15 protein-coding genes are annotated in these 14,662 nt (G+C 59.3%); 8 read left to right on the top strand and 7 right to left on the bottom strand.

Going from position 1 to position 14,662, the window contains the following annotated elements; translation table 11 throughout:
• The first annotated feature begins 11 nt into the window (after window positions 1-11).
• A complete protein-coding gene (gene rph, locus ACI2KB_RS14290) occupies window positions 12-734 on the top strand; it encodes a ribonuclease PH (protein ID WP_404635502.1) in 723 nt (240 codons plus the stop codon).
• Window positions 735-780: 46 nt separating this feature from the next.
• Window positions 781-1,149 (top strand): DUF4870 domain-containing protein, encoded by a 369-nt coding sequence (locus tag ACI2KB_RS14285; protein ID WP_404635500.1) that lies wholly within the window; start codon window positions 781-783, stop codon window positions 1,147-1,149.
• Between the two features lie 205 nt (window positions 1,150-1,354).
• On the opposite strand, the gene ACI2KB_RS14280 is transcribed toward ACI2KB_RS14285, so the two are convergent.
• Entirely contained in the window at window positions 1,355-2,134 is a 780-nt protein-coding gene (locus tag ACI2KB_RS14280) for an exodeoxyribonuclease III (RefSeq protein ID WP_062379788.1), read from the bottom strand.
• 82 nt (window positions 2,135-2,216) lie between these two features.
• Here ACI2KB_RS14280 and pyrE point away from each other — a divergent pair, with 82 nt between their 5' ends.
• Both pyrE and ACI2KB_RS14270 read left to right on the top strand, forming a co-directional pair.
• The gene (pyrE, locus tag ACI2KB_RS14275) at window positions 2,217-2,858 is read left to right on the top strand and encodes an orotate phosphoribosyltransferase (protein ID WP_404635498.1); all 642 of its coding nucleotides are present in this window, start codon (window positions 2,217-2,219) and stop codon (window positions 2,856-2,858) included.
• 22 nt (window positions 2,859-2,880) lie between these two features.
• On the top strand, window positions 2,881-3,498 hold the full coding sequence (locus tag ACI2KB_RS14270) for a DUF4124 domain-containing protein (protein ID WP_404635496.1): 618 nt from the start codon (window positions 2,881-2,883) through the stop codon (window positions 3,496-3,498).
• Between the two features lie 134 nt (window positions 3,499-3,632).
• On the opposite strand, the gene argB is transcribed toward ACI2KB_RS14270, so the two are convergent.
• The 4 genes from argB to coaBC all read right to left on the bottom strand — a co-directional run bounded on the left by argB (window position 3,633) and on the right by coaBC (window position 8,925).
• The gene (argB, locus tag ACI2KB_RS14265) at window positions 3,633-4,538 is read right to left on the bottom strand and encodes an acetylglutamate kinase (RefSeq protein ID WP_404635494.1); all 906 of its coding nucleotides are present in this window, start codon (window positions 4,536-4,538) and stop codon (window positions 3,633-3,635) included.
• Between the two features lie 25 nt (window positions 4,539-4,563).
• Window positions 4,564-5,961: a phosphomannomutase/phosphoglucomutase gene (locus tag ACI2KB_RS14260; RefSeq protein ID WP_404635708.1), complete on the bottom strand. Its 1,398-nt coding sequence runs from the start codon at window positions 5,959-5,961 to the stop codon at window positions 4,564-4,566.
• A 1,293-nt stretch (window positions 5,962-7,254) separates the two neighbouring features.
• The gene (dut, locus tag ACI2KB_RS14255; RefSeq protein ID WP_404635492.1) at window positions 7,255-7,710 is read right to left on the bottom strand and encodes a dUTP diphosphatase; all 456 of its coding nucleotides are present in this window, start codon (window positions 7,708-7,710) and stop codon (window positions 7,255-7,257) included.
• 6 nt (window positions 7,711-7,716) lie between these two features.
• Complete coding sequence (coaBC, locus tag ACI2KB_RS14250; RefSeq protein ID WP_404635490.1) at window positions 7,717-8,925, bottom strand: bifunctional phosphopantothenoylcysteine decarboxylase/phosphopantothenate--cysteine ligase CoaBC; 1,209 nt, start codon at window positions 8,923-8,925, stop codon at window positions 7,717-7,719.
• A 132-nt stretch (window positions 8,926-9,057) separates the two neighbouring features.
• On the opposite strand from coaBC, the gene radC reads away from it, so the two are divergent.
• Complete coding sequence (radC, locus tag ACI2KB_RS14245) at window positions 9,058-9,732, top strand: DNA repair protein RadC (protein ID WP_404635488.1); 675 nt, start codon at window positions 9,058-9,060, stop codon at window positions 9,730-9,732.
• A gap of 187 nt (window positions 9,733-9,919) precedes the next feature.
• Here the strand turns inward: radC and ACI2KB_RS14240 are convergent, their stop codons facing one another.
• The gene (locus tag ACI2KB_RS14240; protein WP_404635487.1) at window positions 9,920-11,509 is read right to left on the bottom strand and encodes an ABC transporter substrate-binding protein; all 1,590 of its coding nucleotides are present in this window, start codon (window positions 11,507-11,509) and stop codon (window positions 9,920-9,922) included.
• A 363-nt stretch (window positions 11,510-11,872) separates the two neighbouring features.
• Here ACI2KB_RS14240 and rpmB point away from each other — a divergent pair, with 363 nt between their 5' ends.
• The gene (rpmB, locus tag ACI2KB_RS14235) at window positions 11,873-12,109 is read left to right on the top strand and encodes a 50S ribosomal protein L28 (RefSeq protein ID WP_108236194.1); all 237 of its coding nucleotides are present in this window, start codon (window positions 11,873-11,875) and stop codon (window positions 12,107-12,109) included.
• 10 nt (window positions 12,110-12,119) lie between these two features.
• Window positions 12,120-12,275, top strand: coding sequence for a 50S ribosomal protein L33 (gene rpmG / locus ACI2KB_RS14230; RefSeq protein ID WP_003177274.1), 156 nt, complete (start codon window positions 12,120-12,122; stop codon window positions 12,273-12,275).
• A gap of 251 nt (window positions 12,276-12,526) precedes the next feature.
• Here rpmG and ACI2KB_RS14225 read toward each other — a convergent pair whose 3' ends face one another.
• Entirely contained in the window at window positions 12,527-12,889 is a 363-nt protein-coding gene (locus ACI2KB_RS14225) for a cupin domain-containing protein (protein WP_404635484.1), read from the bottom strand.
• Between the two features lie 275 nt (window positions 12,890-13,164).
• On the opposite strand from ACI2KB_RS14225, the gene ACI2KB_RS14220 reads away from it, so the two are divergent.
• Window positions 13,165-14,658 carry an aldehyde dehydrogenase gene (locus ACI2KB_RS14220; RefSeq protein ID WP_404635482.1) on the top strand — a complete coding sequence of 498 codons (1,494 nt, stop codon included), beginning with the start codon at window positions 13,165-13,167 and terminating at the stop codon, window positions 14,656-14,658.
• Window positions 14,659-14,662: the final 4 nt, after the last annotated feature.

The raw sequence follows: 14,662 nt of genomic DNA, 5'->3' as shown, positions 1-14,662 counted from the left end.
AGGTATCCCAGATGAAACGTCCAAGTGGTCGCGCTGCCGATCAGCTCCGCTCGATCCGCATCACCCGCAACTACACCAAGCACGCCGAGGGTTCTGTGCTGGTCGAGTTCGGCGACACCAAGGTGATCTGCACCGTCAGCGTCGAAAATGGCGTTCCTCGCTTCCTCAAAGGCCAGGGTCAAGGCTGGCTTACTGCCGAATACGGCATGCTGCCGCGCTCGACCGGTGAGCGTAACCAGCGTGAAGCGAGCAAGGGCAAGCAGGGCGGCCGCACCCTGGAAATCCAGCGTCTGATCGGCCGTTCGCTGCGCGCCGCACTGGACATGTCCAAGCTGGGCGATATCACCCTGTACGTCGACTGTGACGTGATTCAGGCCGACGGCGGTACTCGCACGGCGTCGATTACCGGCTCCATGGTTGCGCTGGCCGATGCGTTGAAAGCGATCAAAAAGCGCGGCGGTCTGAAAGCCGGTGATCCGCTGAAGCAAATGATCGCGGCCGTTTCGGTCGGCATGTATCAGGGCGAGCCGGTGCTGGATCTGGATTACCTGGAAGACTCCGCTGCCGAGACCGACCTGAACGTGGTCATGACCAGCGCAGGCGGCTTCATCGAAGTTCAAGGCACTGCCGAAGGTGCGCCGTTCCAGCCTGAAGAGCTGAACGCCATGCTGGCACTGGCGCAAAAAGGCATGACCGAGATTTTCCAACTGCAGAAAGCTGCGCTCGCCGACTGAGCGCTGCACGCCCGAACCGTTGCACCGCCATCAATACAGGGAAAGCATGATGATCGATCAGACGCCGTTACCCACGCCGAGCAAAGAAGTCCGTCAGTGGGCAATGTTGTGCCACTTTGCGGCGTTTTTCGGGTTGATCTTCCCTTTCGGTAATCTGTTGGGGCCCCTGATTGTCTGGCAGTTGAAGAAGGAAACCGACCCGTTCATCGATGCGCAGGGCAAGGAAGCACTCAACTTTCAGATCACCGTCGCCATTGCGGCGATGATCTGCTTCCTGCTGATGGTCATCGTGATCGGCTTCCCGCTTTTGATGCTGGTGGGCGTGGGCGCGCTGGTGCTGACGATCATTGCCGGGATCAAGGCCAACGACGGGGTTGCCTACCGGTATCCGTTTACCTGGCGGTTGATCAAGTAGGCGGGCGTATGCGTCTCTTTGGCAGAATGCAAATCCTCTGTGGGAGCCGGCTTGCTGGCGAAGGCAGTGGATCAGCAATAGCTATGCTGACTGACACACCGCTTTCGCCAGCAAGCCGGCTCCCACAAGGATCATCGGCGTCATTACAAACGCCAGACAAACAAAAGCCGACTTCACGTCGGCTTTCTTTTGAGCGAGCAGGGCGTCAGATGGTCAACGTCCAGTCGTAGTCCACGATCAGCGGCGCGTGCTGCGAGAAGCGCGGCTGGCGTGGCAAGCGTGCGCTGCGTACGAAGCGGCGCAGGCCCGGGGTTAGCAGTTGATAATCGAAGCGCCAGCCCAGATTCAGCATCTCGGCCTGTTCGTTATCCGGCCACCAGCTGTACTGGTCGCCTTCACGGCTGACTTCGCGCAGGGCGTCGACATAGCCCATGTTGCCGACAATCTCGTCCATCCAGGCGCGTTCTGGCGCCAGAAAACCCGGGGATTGCTGGCTGTCGCGCCAGTTCTTGATGTCCAGTTTCTGCTGCGCAACGTACAGTGAGCCACAATAAATGTACTCACGACGTTTGCGACGCTGCTTGTCCAGGTACTTGCCGAAGTCGTCCATGAGCTTGAACTTCTGGTTCAAGTCTTCATCGCCGTTCATGCCGGAAGGAAGCAGCAAAGTTGCAATACTGACTTTGTCGAAATCGGCCTGCAGGTAACGCCCGTAACGGTCGGCTGTTTCAAAGCCCAGACCGTTGATCACCGCCTTCGGTTGCAGCCGCGAGTAAAGCGCCACGCCGCCCTGGGCAGGAACTTCAGCATCGCAGGCATACAGGAAGTAGCCGTCCAGCTGGTAGGCTGGGTCGTCTAATTCAAAGGCGGAGGCGCGGGTGTCCTGAAGGCAGATGACGTCGGCATTCTGGGCTTGCAGCCAACTGAGCAAACCACGCTCGACTGCAGCCTGAATACCATTAACGTTCACACTGATGATCCGCATAAATGGCCCCAAAAATCACGTGCGTGTATGATACCCGAGGTCTACCTAATTAGCTAAATCCGTGGTATTCGGGGCTTTTTTCATGCAGCAGTATCAACGTGATTTCATTCGTTTTGCCATCGATCGTGGTGTTTTGCGCTTCGGTGAGTTCACTCTGAAGTCGGGACGCACCAGCCCTTACTTCTTCAATGCCGGTCTTTTCAACAGCGGTTCGGCACTTGCCCAACTGGGCAAGTTCTATGCGGCTGCGGTCGTTGAAAGCGGTATGTCCTTCGACGTGTTGTTCGGGCCTGCGTACAAGGGTATTCCTCTGGCGGCCGCGACGGCCGTGGCCTTGGCCGATCAGCACCAGCTCGATTTGCCGTGGTGTTTCAACCGTAAGGAAGCCAAGGATCACGGCGAAGGCGGCAGCCTGGTGGGCGCGCCGTTGACCGGTAACGTCTTGATCATCGATGACGTGATCACCGCAGGCACTGCGATTCGCGAAGTCATGCAGATCATCAAGGCTCAGGGCGCGAATGCGGCCGGTGTGTTGATCGCATTGAACCGCCAGGAGCGCGGAAACGGCGAGCTGTCGGCGATCCAGGAAGTCGAGCGCGACTTCGGTATTCCGGTGGTGAGCATTGTGTCGTTGAATCAGGTGCTGGAATTCCTGGCCGACGATCCACAACTCAAGCAGCATTTGCCGGCTGTGGAAGCGTACCGGGCTCAGTACGGCGTCTGATTCTTCAGAGGGTCTGGTTTTTATGCTCAAAAAGCTGTGCACAGCAGGTCTATGGTTGTCGCTGGGCATGGGGTGCGTCCCGGGCGTTCACGCCGATGACGGCCCGGGCATCGTGTTCTATCGCTACGTCGACAGTCGTGGTGTCACGGTGCTGGATCGTCAGGGCGTGCCACCCGAGTATGCGGGCAAAGGTTATGAGGTCCTGAACCAGCGCGGGCGGGTCATTCAAGTGGTCCCGCCTGCGCCGACTGCCGATCAGGCGCGCGAGGCGCAAGCGGCTGCCCAAGCGGCCAAGGTTCAATCGGACGCCGACGCGCAGTTATTGCACCTGTACAGCAGTGTGAGCGATGTCGACCGCGCGCGAACACGCAAGCTGGCGGAAATCGACGCGCTCATCTCGGTCGCGCAGAGCAATATTCAGGGGCTGGCGAACCAGCAAGCTTCGCTGCAAAGCCAGGCCGCAGATCAGGAGCGCGCCGGACATCCGGTGCCGCAGGGATTGATCGATCAGATGAGCGACCTGCAAGACCAGCAACAGAACCTCAAGGTCGATATCCTCCGCTACCAGACGAACCGACAGCAGGCGGACGCCGACTTCACGCAGGATCGTGCGCGGTTGCAGCAGTTGTTGTCGCAGTAACGCTTGCAGATACACCATTCCTGTGGGAGCAGGCTTGCTGGCGAATGCGGCGTGTCAGCCAACTCATTCGTAGCGGATAGACCGCTTTCGCCAGCAAGCCGGCTCCCACCGGAAATAGCGCGAGACCGCTCTGATCAGTGACGCTTGCGGTTGCTGATCAGGGTGCCAACGCCGGTGTCGGTGAAGATTTCCAGCAGCACGGCATTCGGTACGCGACCGTCGATGATGTGCGAAGTGGTCACGCCGCCTTGCACCGCTTCCAGCGCGCAACGGATCTTCGGCAGCATGCCGCCGTAGATGGTGCCGTCGGCGATCAGGCCGTTCACTTGCTCGGTGGTCAGGCCGGTCAATACCTTGCCTTCTTTGTCCATCAGGCCTGCGATGTTGGTCAGCAGCATCAGCTTCTCGGCCTTGAGGGCTTCTGCGACTTTGCCCGCCACCAAATCAGCGTTGATGTTGTAGGACTCACCGTCAGCACCCACGCCAATCGGCGCGATCACCGGAATGAAATCGCCTTTGACCAGCATGTTCAGCAGGTCGGTGTTAATGCCCACAACTTCGCCTACGTGGCCGATGTCGATGATTTCCGGCTTGGTCATGTCTGGCGTCTGGCGGGTGACGTTCATTTTCTTCGCGCGGATCAGTTGAGCGTCTTTACCGGTCAGGCCGATGGCGTTGCCGCCGTGACGGTTGATCAGGTTGACGATGTCCTTGTTGACCTGGCCGCCCAGCACCATTTCCACGACGTCCATGGTCTGTGCGTCAGTCACGCGCATGCCGTCGATGAAGTGGCTTTCGATGGACAGGCGCTTGAGCAGGTCGCCGATTTGCGGGCCGCCGCCATGAACCACGACCGGGTTGATGCCCACTGCCTTCATCAGCACGATGTCGCGCGCGAAGCCGGTTTTCAGCTCTTCGCTTTCCATGGCGTTGCCGCCGTACTTGATCACCAGCGTCTTGCCGACGAAGCGTCGGATGTAAGGCAGCGCTTCGGAAAGGACTTTGGCGGCGTTGGATGCGGCATCGCGTTCGAGGGTCATTTGGGCTCCACTCAGAAAAGGTTGATCAAAAAGGAAGTTCTAGATCCGGTGCTACGTTTTTCAGCTGGGTATGGAAAACGTCCTTGATCCGCTGCAACTCGTCCTCGGTCTCGGCTTCGAAGCGTAATACCAGCACCGGCGTGGTATTGGAAGCACGAACCAGACCCCAGCCCTTCGGATAATCGACACGCACGCCGTCGATGCTCGTCAGATTGGCATTGCCCCACTGCGCATCACGCTCCAGCGCTTCGATGATGCTGAATTTGCTGGTTTCCGTGACCTTGATGTTGATCTCCGGAGTCGATAGGTCATTCGGGAACGTCTGGAACAGCTCTTCAGCGCTGAGGGATTCCTGGCTGAGGATCTCCAGCAGGCGCGCAGCGCTGTAAATACCGTCGTCAAAGCCGAACCAGCGTTCCTTGAAGAAGATGTGGCCGCTCATTTCTCCAGCCAGCAGCGCACCGCTTTCTCTCATCTTCTTCTTGATCAGCGAATGGCCGGTTTTCCACATCACCGGGCGCCCGCCGTATTCCTGAATCAGCGGGATCAGACGGCGTGTGCATTTCACGTCAAAGATAATGTCGGCCCCCGGATTGCGCTTGATCACATCGCGAGCGAACAGCATCAGCAACCGATCGGGGTATACGACGCTTCCCGCGTTGGTGACGACACCTACGCGATCGCCATCACCGTCGAATGCCAGGCCCACGTCGGCGCCGGTCTCTTTGACTTTGGCGATCAGGTCCTGAAGGTTCTCCAGCTTTCCGGGGTCCGGGTGATGGTTCGGGAAGTTGCCATCCACCTCGCAGAACAGCGGGATGACCTCACAGTTCAGCGCGGCCAGCAAGTGTGGAGCGATGACACCCGCCGCGCCGTTGCCGCAATCGACTACCACTTTCAGGCGTCGGGCCAGTACCACGTCATTGGTGATCTGCCCCGAGTAGAGTTCGAGAATGTCGACCTTGCTGACGCTGCCCTTGCCTGCGGGCAAGTGGTTGCGCTTGATGCGGTCGTGCAGGGCCTGGATCTGCTCATTGGCGAGCGTATCGCCCGCGATGACGATCTTGAAGCCGTTGTAGTCCTTGGGGTTATGGCTGCCGGTCAGCATTACGCCAGTGCGACCCTGCAGGACGTTGGCGGCGTAATAGAGGGCCGGGGTAGGAACGAGGCCGACGTCGCTGACGTTGCAGCCGCTGTCGTAAAGGCCCTTGACCAGTTGCGCGATCAGTTCCGGTCCGGAGAGACGCCCGTCGCGGCCCACGCAGACGTTCGGCTCGCCTTGGGCCAGGCTTTGAGCGCCGACAGCACGGCCAATCCAGTAGGCGGTTTCGCCGCTCAGGGTTTCGCCCACGATGCCGCGAATGTCATAGGCGCGGAAGATCGAGTCTGGAAATTCGGGAGCGTAGGAAACGGTACTGCTCATTGTGTGTAATTGCTCCGACTTCTGGAATTCCTGTGATTCATCGAGCAGGTCGATGTCGAGAATGTCGGTGTCCTGAAACAGCGGATTGGTCAGTTCGGTGTCATCGACCGACGAAAATACGGCTTTGCTGCCCGTGGCACCGGGGGCTGCGGCTGCCGCGCCATTGCTGGGCGTCGGGACCGGCGATGCGGGTGAATTGCGCAGCGAGAACGTCGCCAGGCTCTGGGCCAGCCCATTGAGGGCGGGCATGCTCAAGCCGAAAGCTTTGACGGCTTTGCCGCCTGAGAGTTCTTGCAGCAGTTGCTCCAGTTGCCGGGCGTCGGCTTTCACCCGGCGCTTGAGCGTGCTCTCGTTCAAATACAGTCCCAACAGCAGACTGCCCAGCGCCACCAACGCGGCCAGGGCCAGCATCAAGGAAGGCGGGGATGATTGCAGCGCAGGGCCGGGAGTGAACGTCAGCTTCCAGTTCGCAAAGCCCGTCGGGAAATCCACCGCACGGCCGCCATCGGCCTGACCCCGAGTCAGAAAGCTCTGTGCAGTGGCATCGCCGAATTGCTGACTGAGCACGATCTGGCCGACATCAGCGGGGGCGTCAGGCAGCGCGTTGGTCAAGCGTTGCAGTTTGAACGCCAGCAGCAGGGTGCCAGTAATCGGTCCGTCAGCGGTCGGACGTATAGGTGCGACGCTGTAGATCAACCAGTTGTCGCCGACTTTCCGGGCTTCCGGCGCTGGGGTTTCGCCTTTTCCGGCTTTGCTGAGCATGTCGAGTGTGGCGAAACTGATCGGCAGCGCAGATTGATTGTCTGGCGTGTTGAAGCCCAGCGGACTCACCCGTGCACCGACAACGCTGTCGCGATGGTTCAACTGGTTCTGAGCGGCTGCGATAGCCGCGGGATCATTGCTTTGCAAGGCTTGGGACAGCGCGGGGTCCAGTGCGGCGGCCTGAGTGCCTGCATTGATCTGATGCAGCGCCTTGCCGATGGCGCCCGCTTGAGCGGTGCCCCAGGCCTGAGCCAACTGATCTTTTTCCTGCGGCTGGCTAAGCAGACCGAGCCAGACTAGAACGCCTGCAGCCAGCAAGCCAATGAGGGAGGGAAGAAGGCCGGGGCTTGCCAGGCTCAGATTGGAGTCCTTGACCGTTGCGTCAGTCGTTTCCGGGCGAGGGGTCGCCTTGGCTGTGCGCTTGATGCCTTTCAAACTTGACTCTCCCTTCTCGTACTGCCTGGTGCGTTTTATGTTTATAGCATCGTGCCAGAGCGGTTCAGTTGGCGCGCCAAGTCGACCCTCATCGACTCAATGGCTGCCGGAATGACCGAAGCCGCCCGCGCCGCGCTGGCTCTCGTCGAACTCCTGCACCACTTCGAAGTGCGCCTGAACGACCGGAACCAATACCAACTGGGCGACGCGCTCACCCACGGAAATCTTGAACGCGGTCTGGCCACGGTTCCAGCAAGACACCATCAATTCGCCCTGATAATCCGAGTCGATCAGGCCCACCAGATTGCCCAGCACGATGCCGTGCTTATGGCCCAGTCCCGAGCGCGGCAGAATCAATGCGGCAAGGCTTGGGTCTGCGATGTATATCGACAGACCGGTGGGAATCAAGAGGGTCTGACCGGGTTCCAGTACCGTGTCCTCTTTGAGCATGGCGCGCAGGTCCAGGCCGGCAGAGCCAGTGGTGGCGTAGGCCGGGAGCGGAAATTCGCCACCAATGCGTGGGTCGAGGATTTTGGCTTGTAGAGCGTGCATACGTGATTAAACCTGGTTCAAACGATCGGCGATAAAAGTCACCAGCTGGCGGGCAATCTTGGCCTTGCTGGTCTGGGCGAAGAGCGTTTCTTGCAACGCTCGGTCGATCACACTGCATGCGTTTTCTTCGCTGTTGAAGCCAATGCTTGGGTTGGCGACATCGTTGGCGATGATCAGATCAAGGTTCTTGTCCTTGAGCTTGCGTGCGGCGTAGTCGAGCAGGTGTTCGGTTTCGGCGGCGAAACCGACACTGAACGGGCGATCCTCACGTTGGGCGATGGTGGCCAGAATGTCCGGATTACGGACCATTTGCAGCAGCAGGCCATCACCCGTCGTGGGGTCTTTCTTCAATTTTTGTGGTGCAACGACTTCCGGGCGGTAGTCGGCGACCGCTGCCGACGCGATGAACAGGTCGCAGGGCATGGCGGCTTCGCAGGCCGCGAGCATGTCTCTTGCGCTGACCACGTCGATGCGCGACACGCGATCCGGGGTCTGCAAATTGACGGGGCCTGTGATCAGCGTGACGCGTGCGCCCGCTTCGGCGGCAGCTTCGGCGAGGGCAAAGCCCATTTTCCCGGAGCTGTGGTTGGTGATGTAGCGTACCGGATCGATGTTTTCCTGCGTTGGCCCTGCGGTAATCAGCACGTGTTTGCCGGTCAGGTTCAGGCGCTGGAAGCAATCGGCAGCGGATTGCGCCAGATCGTTGGGTTCGAGCATCCGGCCATAACCCACGTCGCCACAGGCCTGGCTACCACTGGCCGGGCCAAACATGCGGAAGTCTCGGGACTCCAGGGTTTGCAGGTTGGCTTGCACGGACGCATCGCGCCACATCGCCTGGTTCATCGCCGGAGCGACCGCGACGATGGCATCGGTGGCCAGCACCACGGTGGTCAGCAGGTCATTGGCGATGCCTTGGGCCAGGCGTGCGATCAGGTCGGCGGTGGCGGGGGCGATCAGCACCATGTCCGCCCATTTGGCCAGCTCAATGTGACCCATGGCCGCTTCGGCGGCGGGATCCAGAAGATCCAGATGAACCGGGTGGCCGGACAGCGCTTGCATGGTCAGAGGGGTAATGAATTCGGCACCGCCCTTGGTCATGACGACGCGTACTTCGGCTCCGTGATCGCGCAACCGGCGGACCAGTTCGGCGCTCTTGTAGGCAGCGATGCCGCCGCCGACGCCGAGAACGATGCGTTTCCGATACAGCCGCTGCATAGGCCTGCCTTTTGGTCGAGTTACACGCGGCAATCTTGTGGCCGATCAGGCCCCGATTGACGCGTAAAAAAGATGGCTAAGATAGCACAGCGACCGCATGGGAACAGCGGCGCCCACTGACAGGGAGGTGCTATGAGTATTCGCGATTGGCCAGCGGCAGAGCGTCCACGGGAAAAGCTGCTTGAGCGCGGGGCGGCGAGTCTTTCCGATGCCGAGTTGCTGGCGATTTTCCTGCGCACGGGGGTGTCCGGGAAAAGTGCAGTGGACCTGGCGCGGCACCTGTTGAATCAGTTCGGGAGTCTGCGTGCATTGCTGGAGGCCAATCTGGCCGTGTTCAGCAACGAGCAGGGGCTTGGGCCTGCCAAATATGCGCAGCTTCAGGCGGTCATGGAGATGGCCCGGCGGCATTTGGGGGAGGGGCTGCGACGCGGTTCTGCATTGAAAAGCCCGGCTCAGGTGCGCAGTTACCTCAAGGCCATGCTTCGACATGAGCCACACGAAGTGTTCGGGTGCCTGTTTCTGGACAGCAAGAACAGGGTCCAGGCGTTCGAATCGTTGTTTCACGGCTCGATCAACGTGGCTCACGTCCATCCGCGACAGGTAGTCAAGCGAGCACTGGCGCACAACGCGGCGGGCATCATTCTCTGTCACAACCATCCGTCAGGCGTGACCGAGCCAAGCGAAGCGGACATCGAGTTGACCAAAATTCTGAAAGAGGCGTTGGCCATTGTCGATGTGAGGGTGTTGGATCACGTCATCATCGGGGATGGTGATCCGTTGTCGATGGTGGAGCAGGGGTTGATGTGAAGGGGGCAAAATACCCGTGCCGCAGAGACAATGCCCCGATTAAACGTAGCTCTTGTGGGAGCCGGCTTGCTGGCGAAGACAGGGTGTCAGCTACGGATGAGTCGACAGACAAACCGCATTCGCCAGCAAGCCGGCTCCCACGATGAAAGTGTGACCGGCAACACAACATCTACAGGGATGACCCCCACTACTTCACCACTACCTTCGAAAAATCCTGCCGTCCAAACGGGCTGACGTTGTAATCCAGAATGTTCTTGCGGGTTAGCGCGAATGCAGTCGGGTGCGCCAGCGGCAACCACAAGGCCTGTTTCTGGATCTGCTCCTGAGCCTGATGGTAGAGCTTGCTGCGTTGTCCCTGATCGGTCACGGCCTTGCCTTCGCTGATCAGCTTGTCCAGACCCTCGTCGCAATAGCGCGCGAAGTTGGTGCCGGATTTGACCGCCGCGCAGGAAAATTGTGGCGTCAGGAAGTTATCCGGATCGCCGTTGTCACCCGCCCAGCCCATGAACAGCAAGTCATGCTCGCCGGTTTTGGCGCGACGAATCAGCTCGCCCCATTCAATCACCTTGATCTCTGCCTTGATGCCCACGGCGGCGAGATCGTTCTGTAGCAGCTGCGCGCCTGCGCTGGGGTTCGGGTTCAGCAGGCTGCCGGACGGGCGCGTCCAGATCGTGGTTTTGAAACCGTCCTTCAACCCGGCCTTGGCCAACAGTTCCTTGGCTCTGACCACGTCATGCTTGTAGCCCGGCAGGTCGCTGGCGTAACCCCAGGTGTTCGGCGGGTATGGGCCGTTGGCGGCGCGCGCAGAGCCTTCAAACACCGCTTTGAGGTAAGTGTCCTTGTCGAAGGCGAGGTTGATCGCCTGACGCACTTCCGATTTGTCCAGCGGAGGATGCTGGCTATTGATCGCCAGAAATGCGGTCATGAATGCGTCAGTCTTTTCGACTTTGAGGTTCGGATCCTTGCTGGCCTCGGTGACATCCAGCGGCTTGGGCGAGAGGGCAATCTGGCATTCGTTCTGTTTGATCCGTTGCAGGCGCACGTTAGCGTCGGGGGTGATCGCGTAGATCAGCGTATCGACAGCCGGTTTGCCCGCGAAGTAATCCGGGTTGGCGGTATAACGCACCACGGAGTCTTTCTGAAAACGCTTGAAGATGAACGGCCCGGTGCCGATGGGTTCGGCGTTCAGCTTCTCGGGCGTGCCCGCTTTCATCAACTGCGCGGTGTACTCCGCCGAATAAATAGAGGCGAAGCCCATGCTCAGGGTGGCCAGAAACGTCGCGTCAGGGTGATCCAGGGTGATGCGTACGGTGTTGGCGTCCGGGGCTTCGATTTTCTTGATCAGCGAAGGCCACTGCATTGACTGGGCGTGGGGGAAACCCTGAACGGCGACCTTGTTCCATGGATTGGCGGGGTCGAGCATGCGCTGGAAACTGAACACCACGTCCGCCGAGTTGAAGTCGCGGGTCGGCGTGAAGTAGTCGGTGTGATGGAATTTCACCCCGCTGCGCAATTTGAAGTCATAGGTCAGGCCGTCGGGCCAGACGCTCCAGCTTTCTGCCAGACTAGGGACGAGCTTGCCGGTCTGGGCGTCGTAATCCACCAGGCGGTTCATCAGTACGTCGGCCGACGCATTGGTGGTGGTCAGCGAATTGTACTGCACAACGTCAAAGCCTTCGGGGCTGGATTCGGTGCAAACGCTCAGGCTGGTCGCGGCCTGAGCCATCAGCGGCATGGACAGAGAGGCGAGCAAAAGGGGTAAAGCGGCTAGGCGCATGGCGATTTTCCTTTCTAAGATGGCCCATCTGCCGGTGCAGTCTGGCAAGAGGCTTACCCTAGACCATGCGTCGGCACAGGACAATCGATCCGGCGCGACGAGTGGTATATTTCCCCTCGCGCCCTGTAGCGACGGCCCTGTCAGCCGCAAAAGCCTGATTTTCTTTCAGGTAATTCGTCGTTTCTGTTGTTGCTCCAAAGGCTTTCTGGTATAAAGCAGCGCTCTTTTCTAGGGGCCCGCTGCCTTCACCGTCGGTGTGGCCGGTAAGACCCCTGAAGAAACGCGGCGCCTGGCGCCAAATGACTGAGAGATTAAGCGGCCAACCCATGCCGGGTTGGGCATGTGGTTTTAGAGGGCTGAGGCATGTCGAGAGTCTGTCAAGTTACCGGTAAGGGTCCGGTAACCGGGAATAACATTTCCCACGCAAACAACAAAACCCGTCGTCGTTTCCTGCCAAACCTGCAGCATCACCGCTTCTGGGTTGAGAGCGAGAAACGCTTCGTACGTCTGCGCGTATCTGCCAAAGGCATGCGCATCATCGACAAGCGCGGCATTGATGTCGTTCTGGCCGAAATCCGCCGCGACGGCGCAAAGGTTTAAGGAGAGCATCATGCGTGAACTGATCCGTTTGATTTCGAGCGCTGGCACTGGTCACTTCTACACCACTGACAAGAACAAGCGCACCACTCCGGACAAAATCGAGATCAAGAAATACGATCCGGTTGTTCGTAAGCACGTGATCTACAAAGAAGGCAAAATCAAGTAATTGATTTTTCCGACTGACGAAAAAGCCCGCAGCGATGCGGGCTTTTTTGTGGGCGCGATTTGAGGATGCTGATAGGCGCGTTTTGGGAGATTCTATGGTGGCAAGTCAACCGCCGTCGCCACCAAAGCGGCTCCCACAGGTTCATCGTTTAACACGAGAATTGGATTCGGCGCGATCTTCGTGGGAGCCGCCTTGGTGGCGAAGGCGGCGCGTCATACAGCAGAGTGCCGACTGGCGCGCACCCCAATTCGTCAGGCTTTCTGCTCGAACACCACGTAGATCTTGCGGCACGCCTCCAACACTTCCCACGTTCCCTTGAATCCTGCCGGGATCACGAAACGATCACCCGCCCGCAGGGTTTTTGCCTGTCCACTCTCATCCCGAATCACCGACACGCCCTGAACGATTTCGCAGTATTCGTGCTCGGTGTAGTTGACCTTCCACTGCCCGACTTCGCCTTCCCACACGCCCGCGTTCATCTGGCCGCAAGGGCTGTTGTAGTGGTTGTAGATCGTCTGCTCGGGGTCACCTTTGAGAATCTTTTCTGCGGCAGGCTTGAAACGCTCTGCGTCTGTGCTGGCTTCACTGAAGTCGACGATGCTTTCGATGCTCATGTCCCTGGCTCCTGAATCGCGCTGGCTGATGGTGGTTGGATAGCGAGGGCGGGGGAGAGTGCCGCGTCTCGTCGGTCCGCTATTGAACGGCGCTGTTGAATAAAATGCACGATAAAACGTCGTTTTTCGTCTTTTTGTCCAATATATTGGAAATTGTGTCGGCGCTGGTTTAGGGTGACGGATGCCTTTGGCCGACCGGCAGTACGTCAGGCGATGTCCTGTAGCACGGTTCATGAGCGCGAGGGCGCGCATATTTCATAAGAGGAGGACGTTTCATGACCACCCTGACTCATGCTGACTGGGAAAAACGCGCCCAGGCTTTGAAGATCGAAGGCCGTGCCTTCATCAACGGTGAATACACCGACGCCGCATCCGGCGCCACGTTCGATTGCATCAGCCCGGTGGACGGCCGCTTCCTCGCCAAAGTGGCCAGTTGCGATGCTGCTGACGCTCAGCGCGCAGTGGACAGCGCTCGCGCCACGTTCAATTCTGGCGCGTGGTCCCGTCTGGCGCCTGCCAAGCGCAAGGCCGCGATGCTGCGTTTTGCGGCTCTGATCAAAGAAAATGTAGAAGAGCTCGCGTTGCTCGAAACCCTCGACATGGGTAAACCGATCAGCGATTCCTACGGCATCGACATTCCTGGCTCGGCCAATGCCTTGAGCTGGAGTGGCGAGGCCATCGACAAGCTGTACGACGAAGTAGCGGCCACGCCTCACGACCAGTTGGGTCTGGTGACCCGCGAGCCCGTCGGCGTGGTCGCGGCCATCGTGCCGTGGAACTTCCCGCTCTTGATGGCGTGCTGGAAACTTGGCCCTGCGCTGTCCAGCGGTAACTCCGTCATCCTCAAACCGTCCGAAAAATCGCCACTGACCGCCATCCGCGTCGCACAACTGGCCGTTCAGGCGGGCATTCCAGCGGGCGTACTCAACGTGCTTCCTGGCTACGGTCATACCGTTGGCAAGGCGCTGGCGCTGCACATGGATGTCGATACGGCCGTATTCACTGGCTCGACCAAGATCGCCAAGCAACTGCTGGTGTATTCAGGTGAATCGAACATGAAGCGCATCTGGCTGGAAGCCGGTGGCAAGAGCCCGAACATCGTTTTTGCCGACGCCCCGGACCTGCAAGCCGCTGCTGAATCCGCTGCCAGCGCCATTGCCTTCAACCAGGGCGAGGTCTGCACCGCAGGTTCGCGCTTGCTCGTGGAGCGTTCGATCAAGGATAAATTTCTGCCGATGGTGATCGAGGCGCTTAAAGCCTGGAAACCGGGCAACCCGCTGGACCCGGCGACCACCGTGGGTGCGTTGGTGGATACGCAGCAGATGAACACCGTGCTGTCGTACATCGAAGCGGGTCACACCGATGGCGCCAAGCTGGTCGTAGGCGGCAAGCGCATTCTGCAAGAGACGGGTGGCACCTACGTCGAACCGACGATTTTCGATGGCGTGACCAATGCCATGAAGATCGCTCAGGAAGAAATCTTCGGCCCTGTGCTGTCTGTGCTCACCTTCGACACCGCCGAAGAAGCCGTTCAAATCGCCAACGACACGCCATATGGCCTGGCGGCGGCGGTGTGGACTTCGGACCTGTCCAAAGCTCACCTTACCGCCCGTGCACTGCGCGCAGGCAGCGTGTGGGTGAACCAGTATGACGGCGGCGACATGACAGCTCCGTTCGGTGGCTTCAAGCAATCGGGTAACGGTCGTGACAAATCGTTGCATGCGTTCGACAAGTACACCGAACTGAAGGCGACCTGGATCAAGTTGTAAGCCT

Origin of the sequence: Pseudomonas sp. NPDC088444 (genome assembly GCF_044900175.1) — a bacterium.
Taxonomy (GTDB): Bacteria; Pseudomonadota; Gammaproteobacteria; order Pseudomonadales; family Pseudomonadaceae; genus Aquipseudomonas.
Note: the sequence above shows the minus strand (reverse complement) of the source record. Positions and strands in the feature narration are given on the sequence as shown.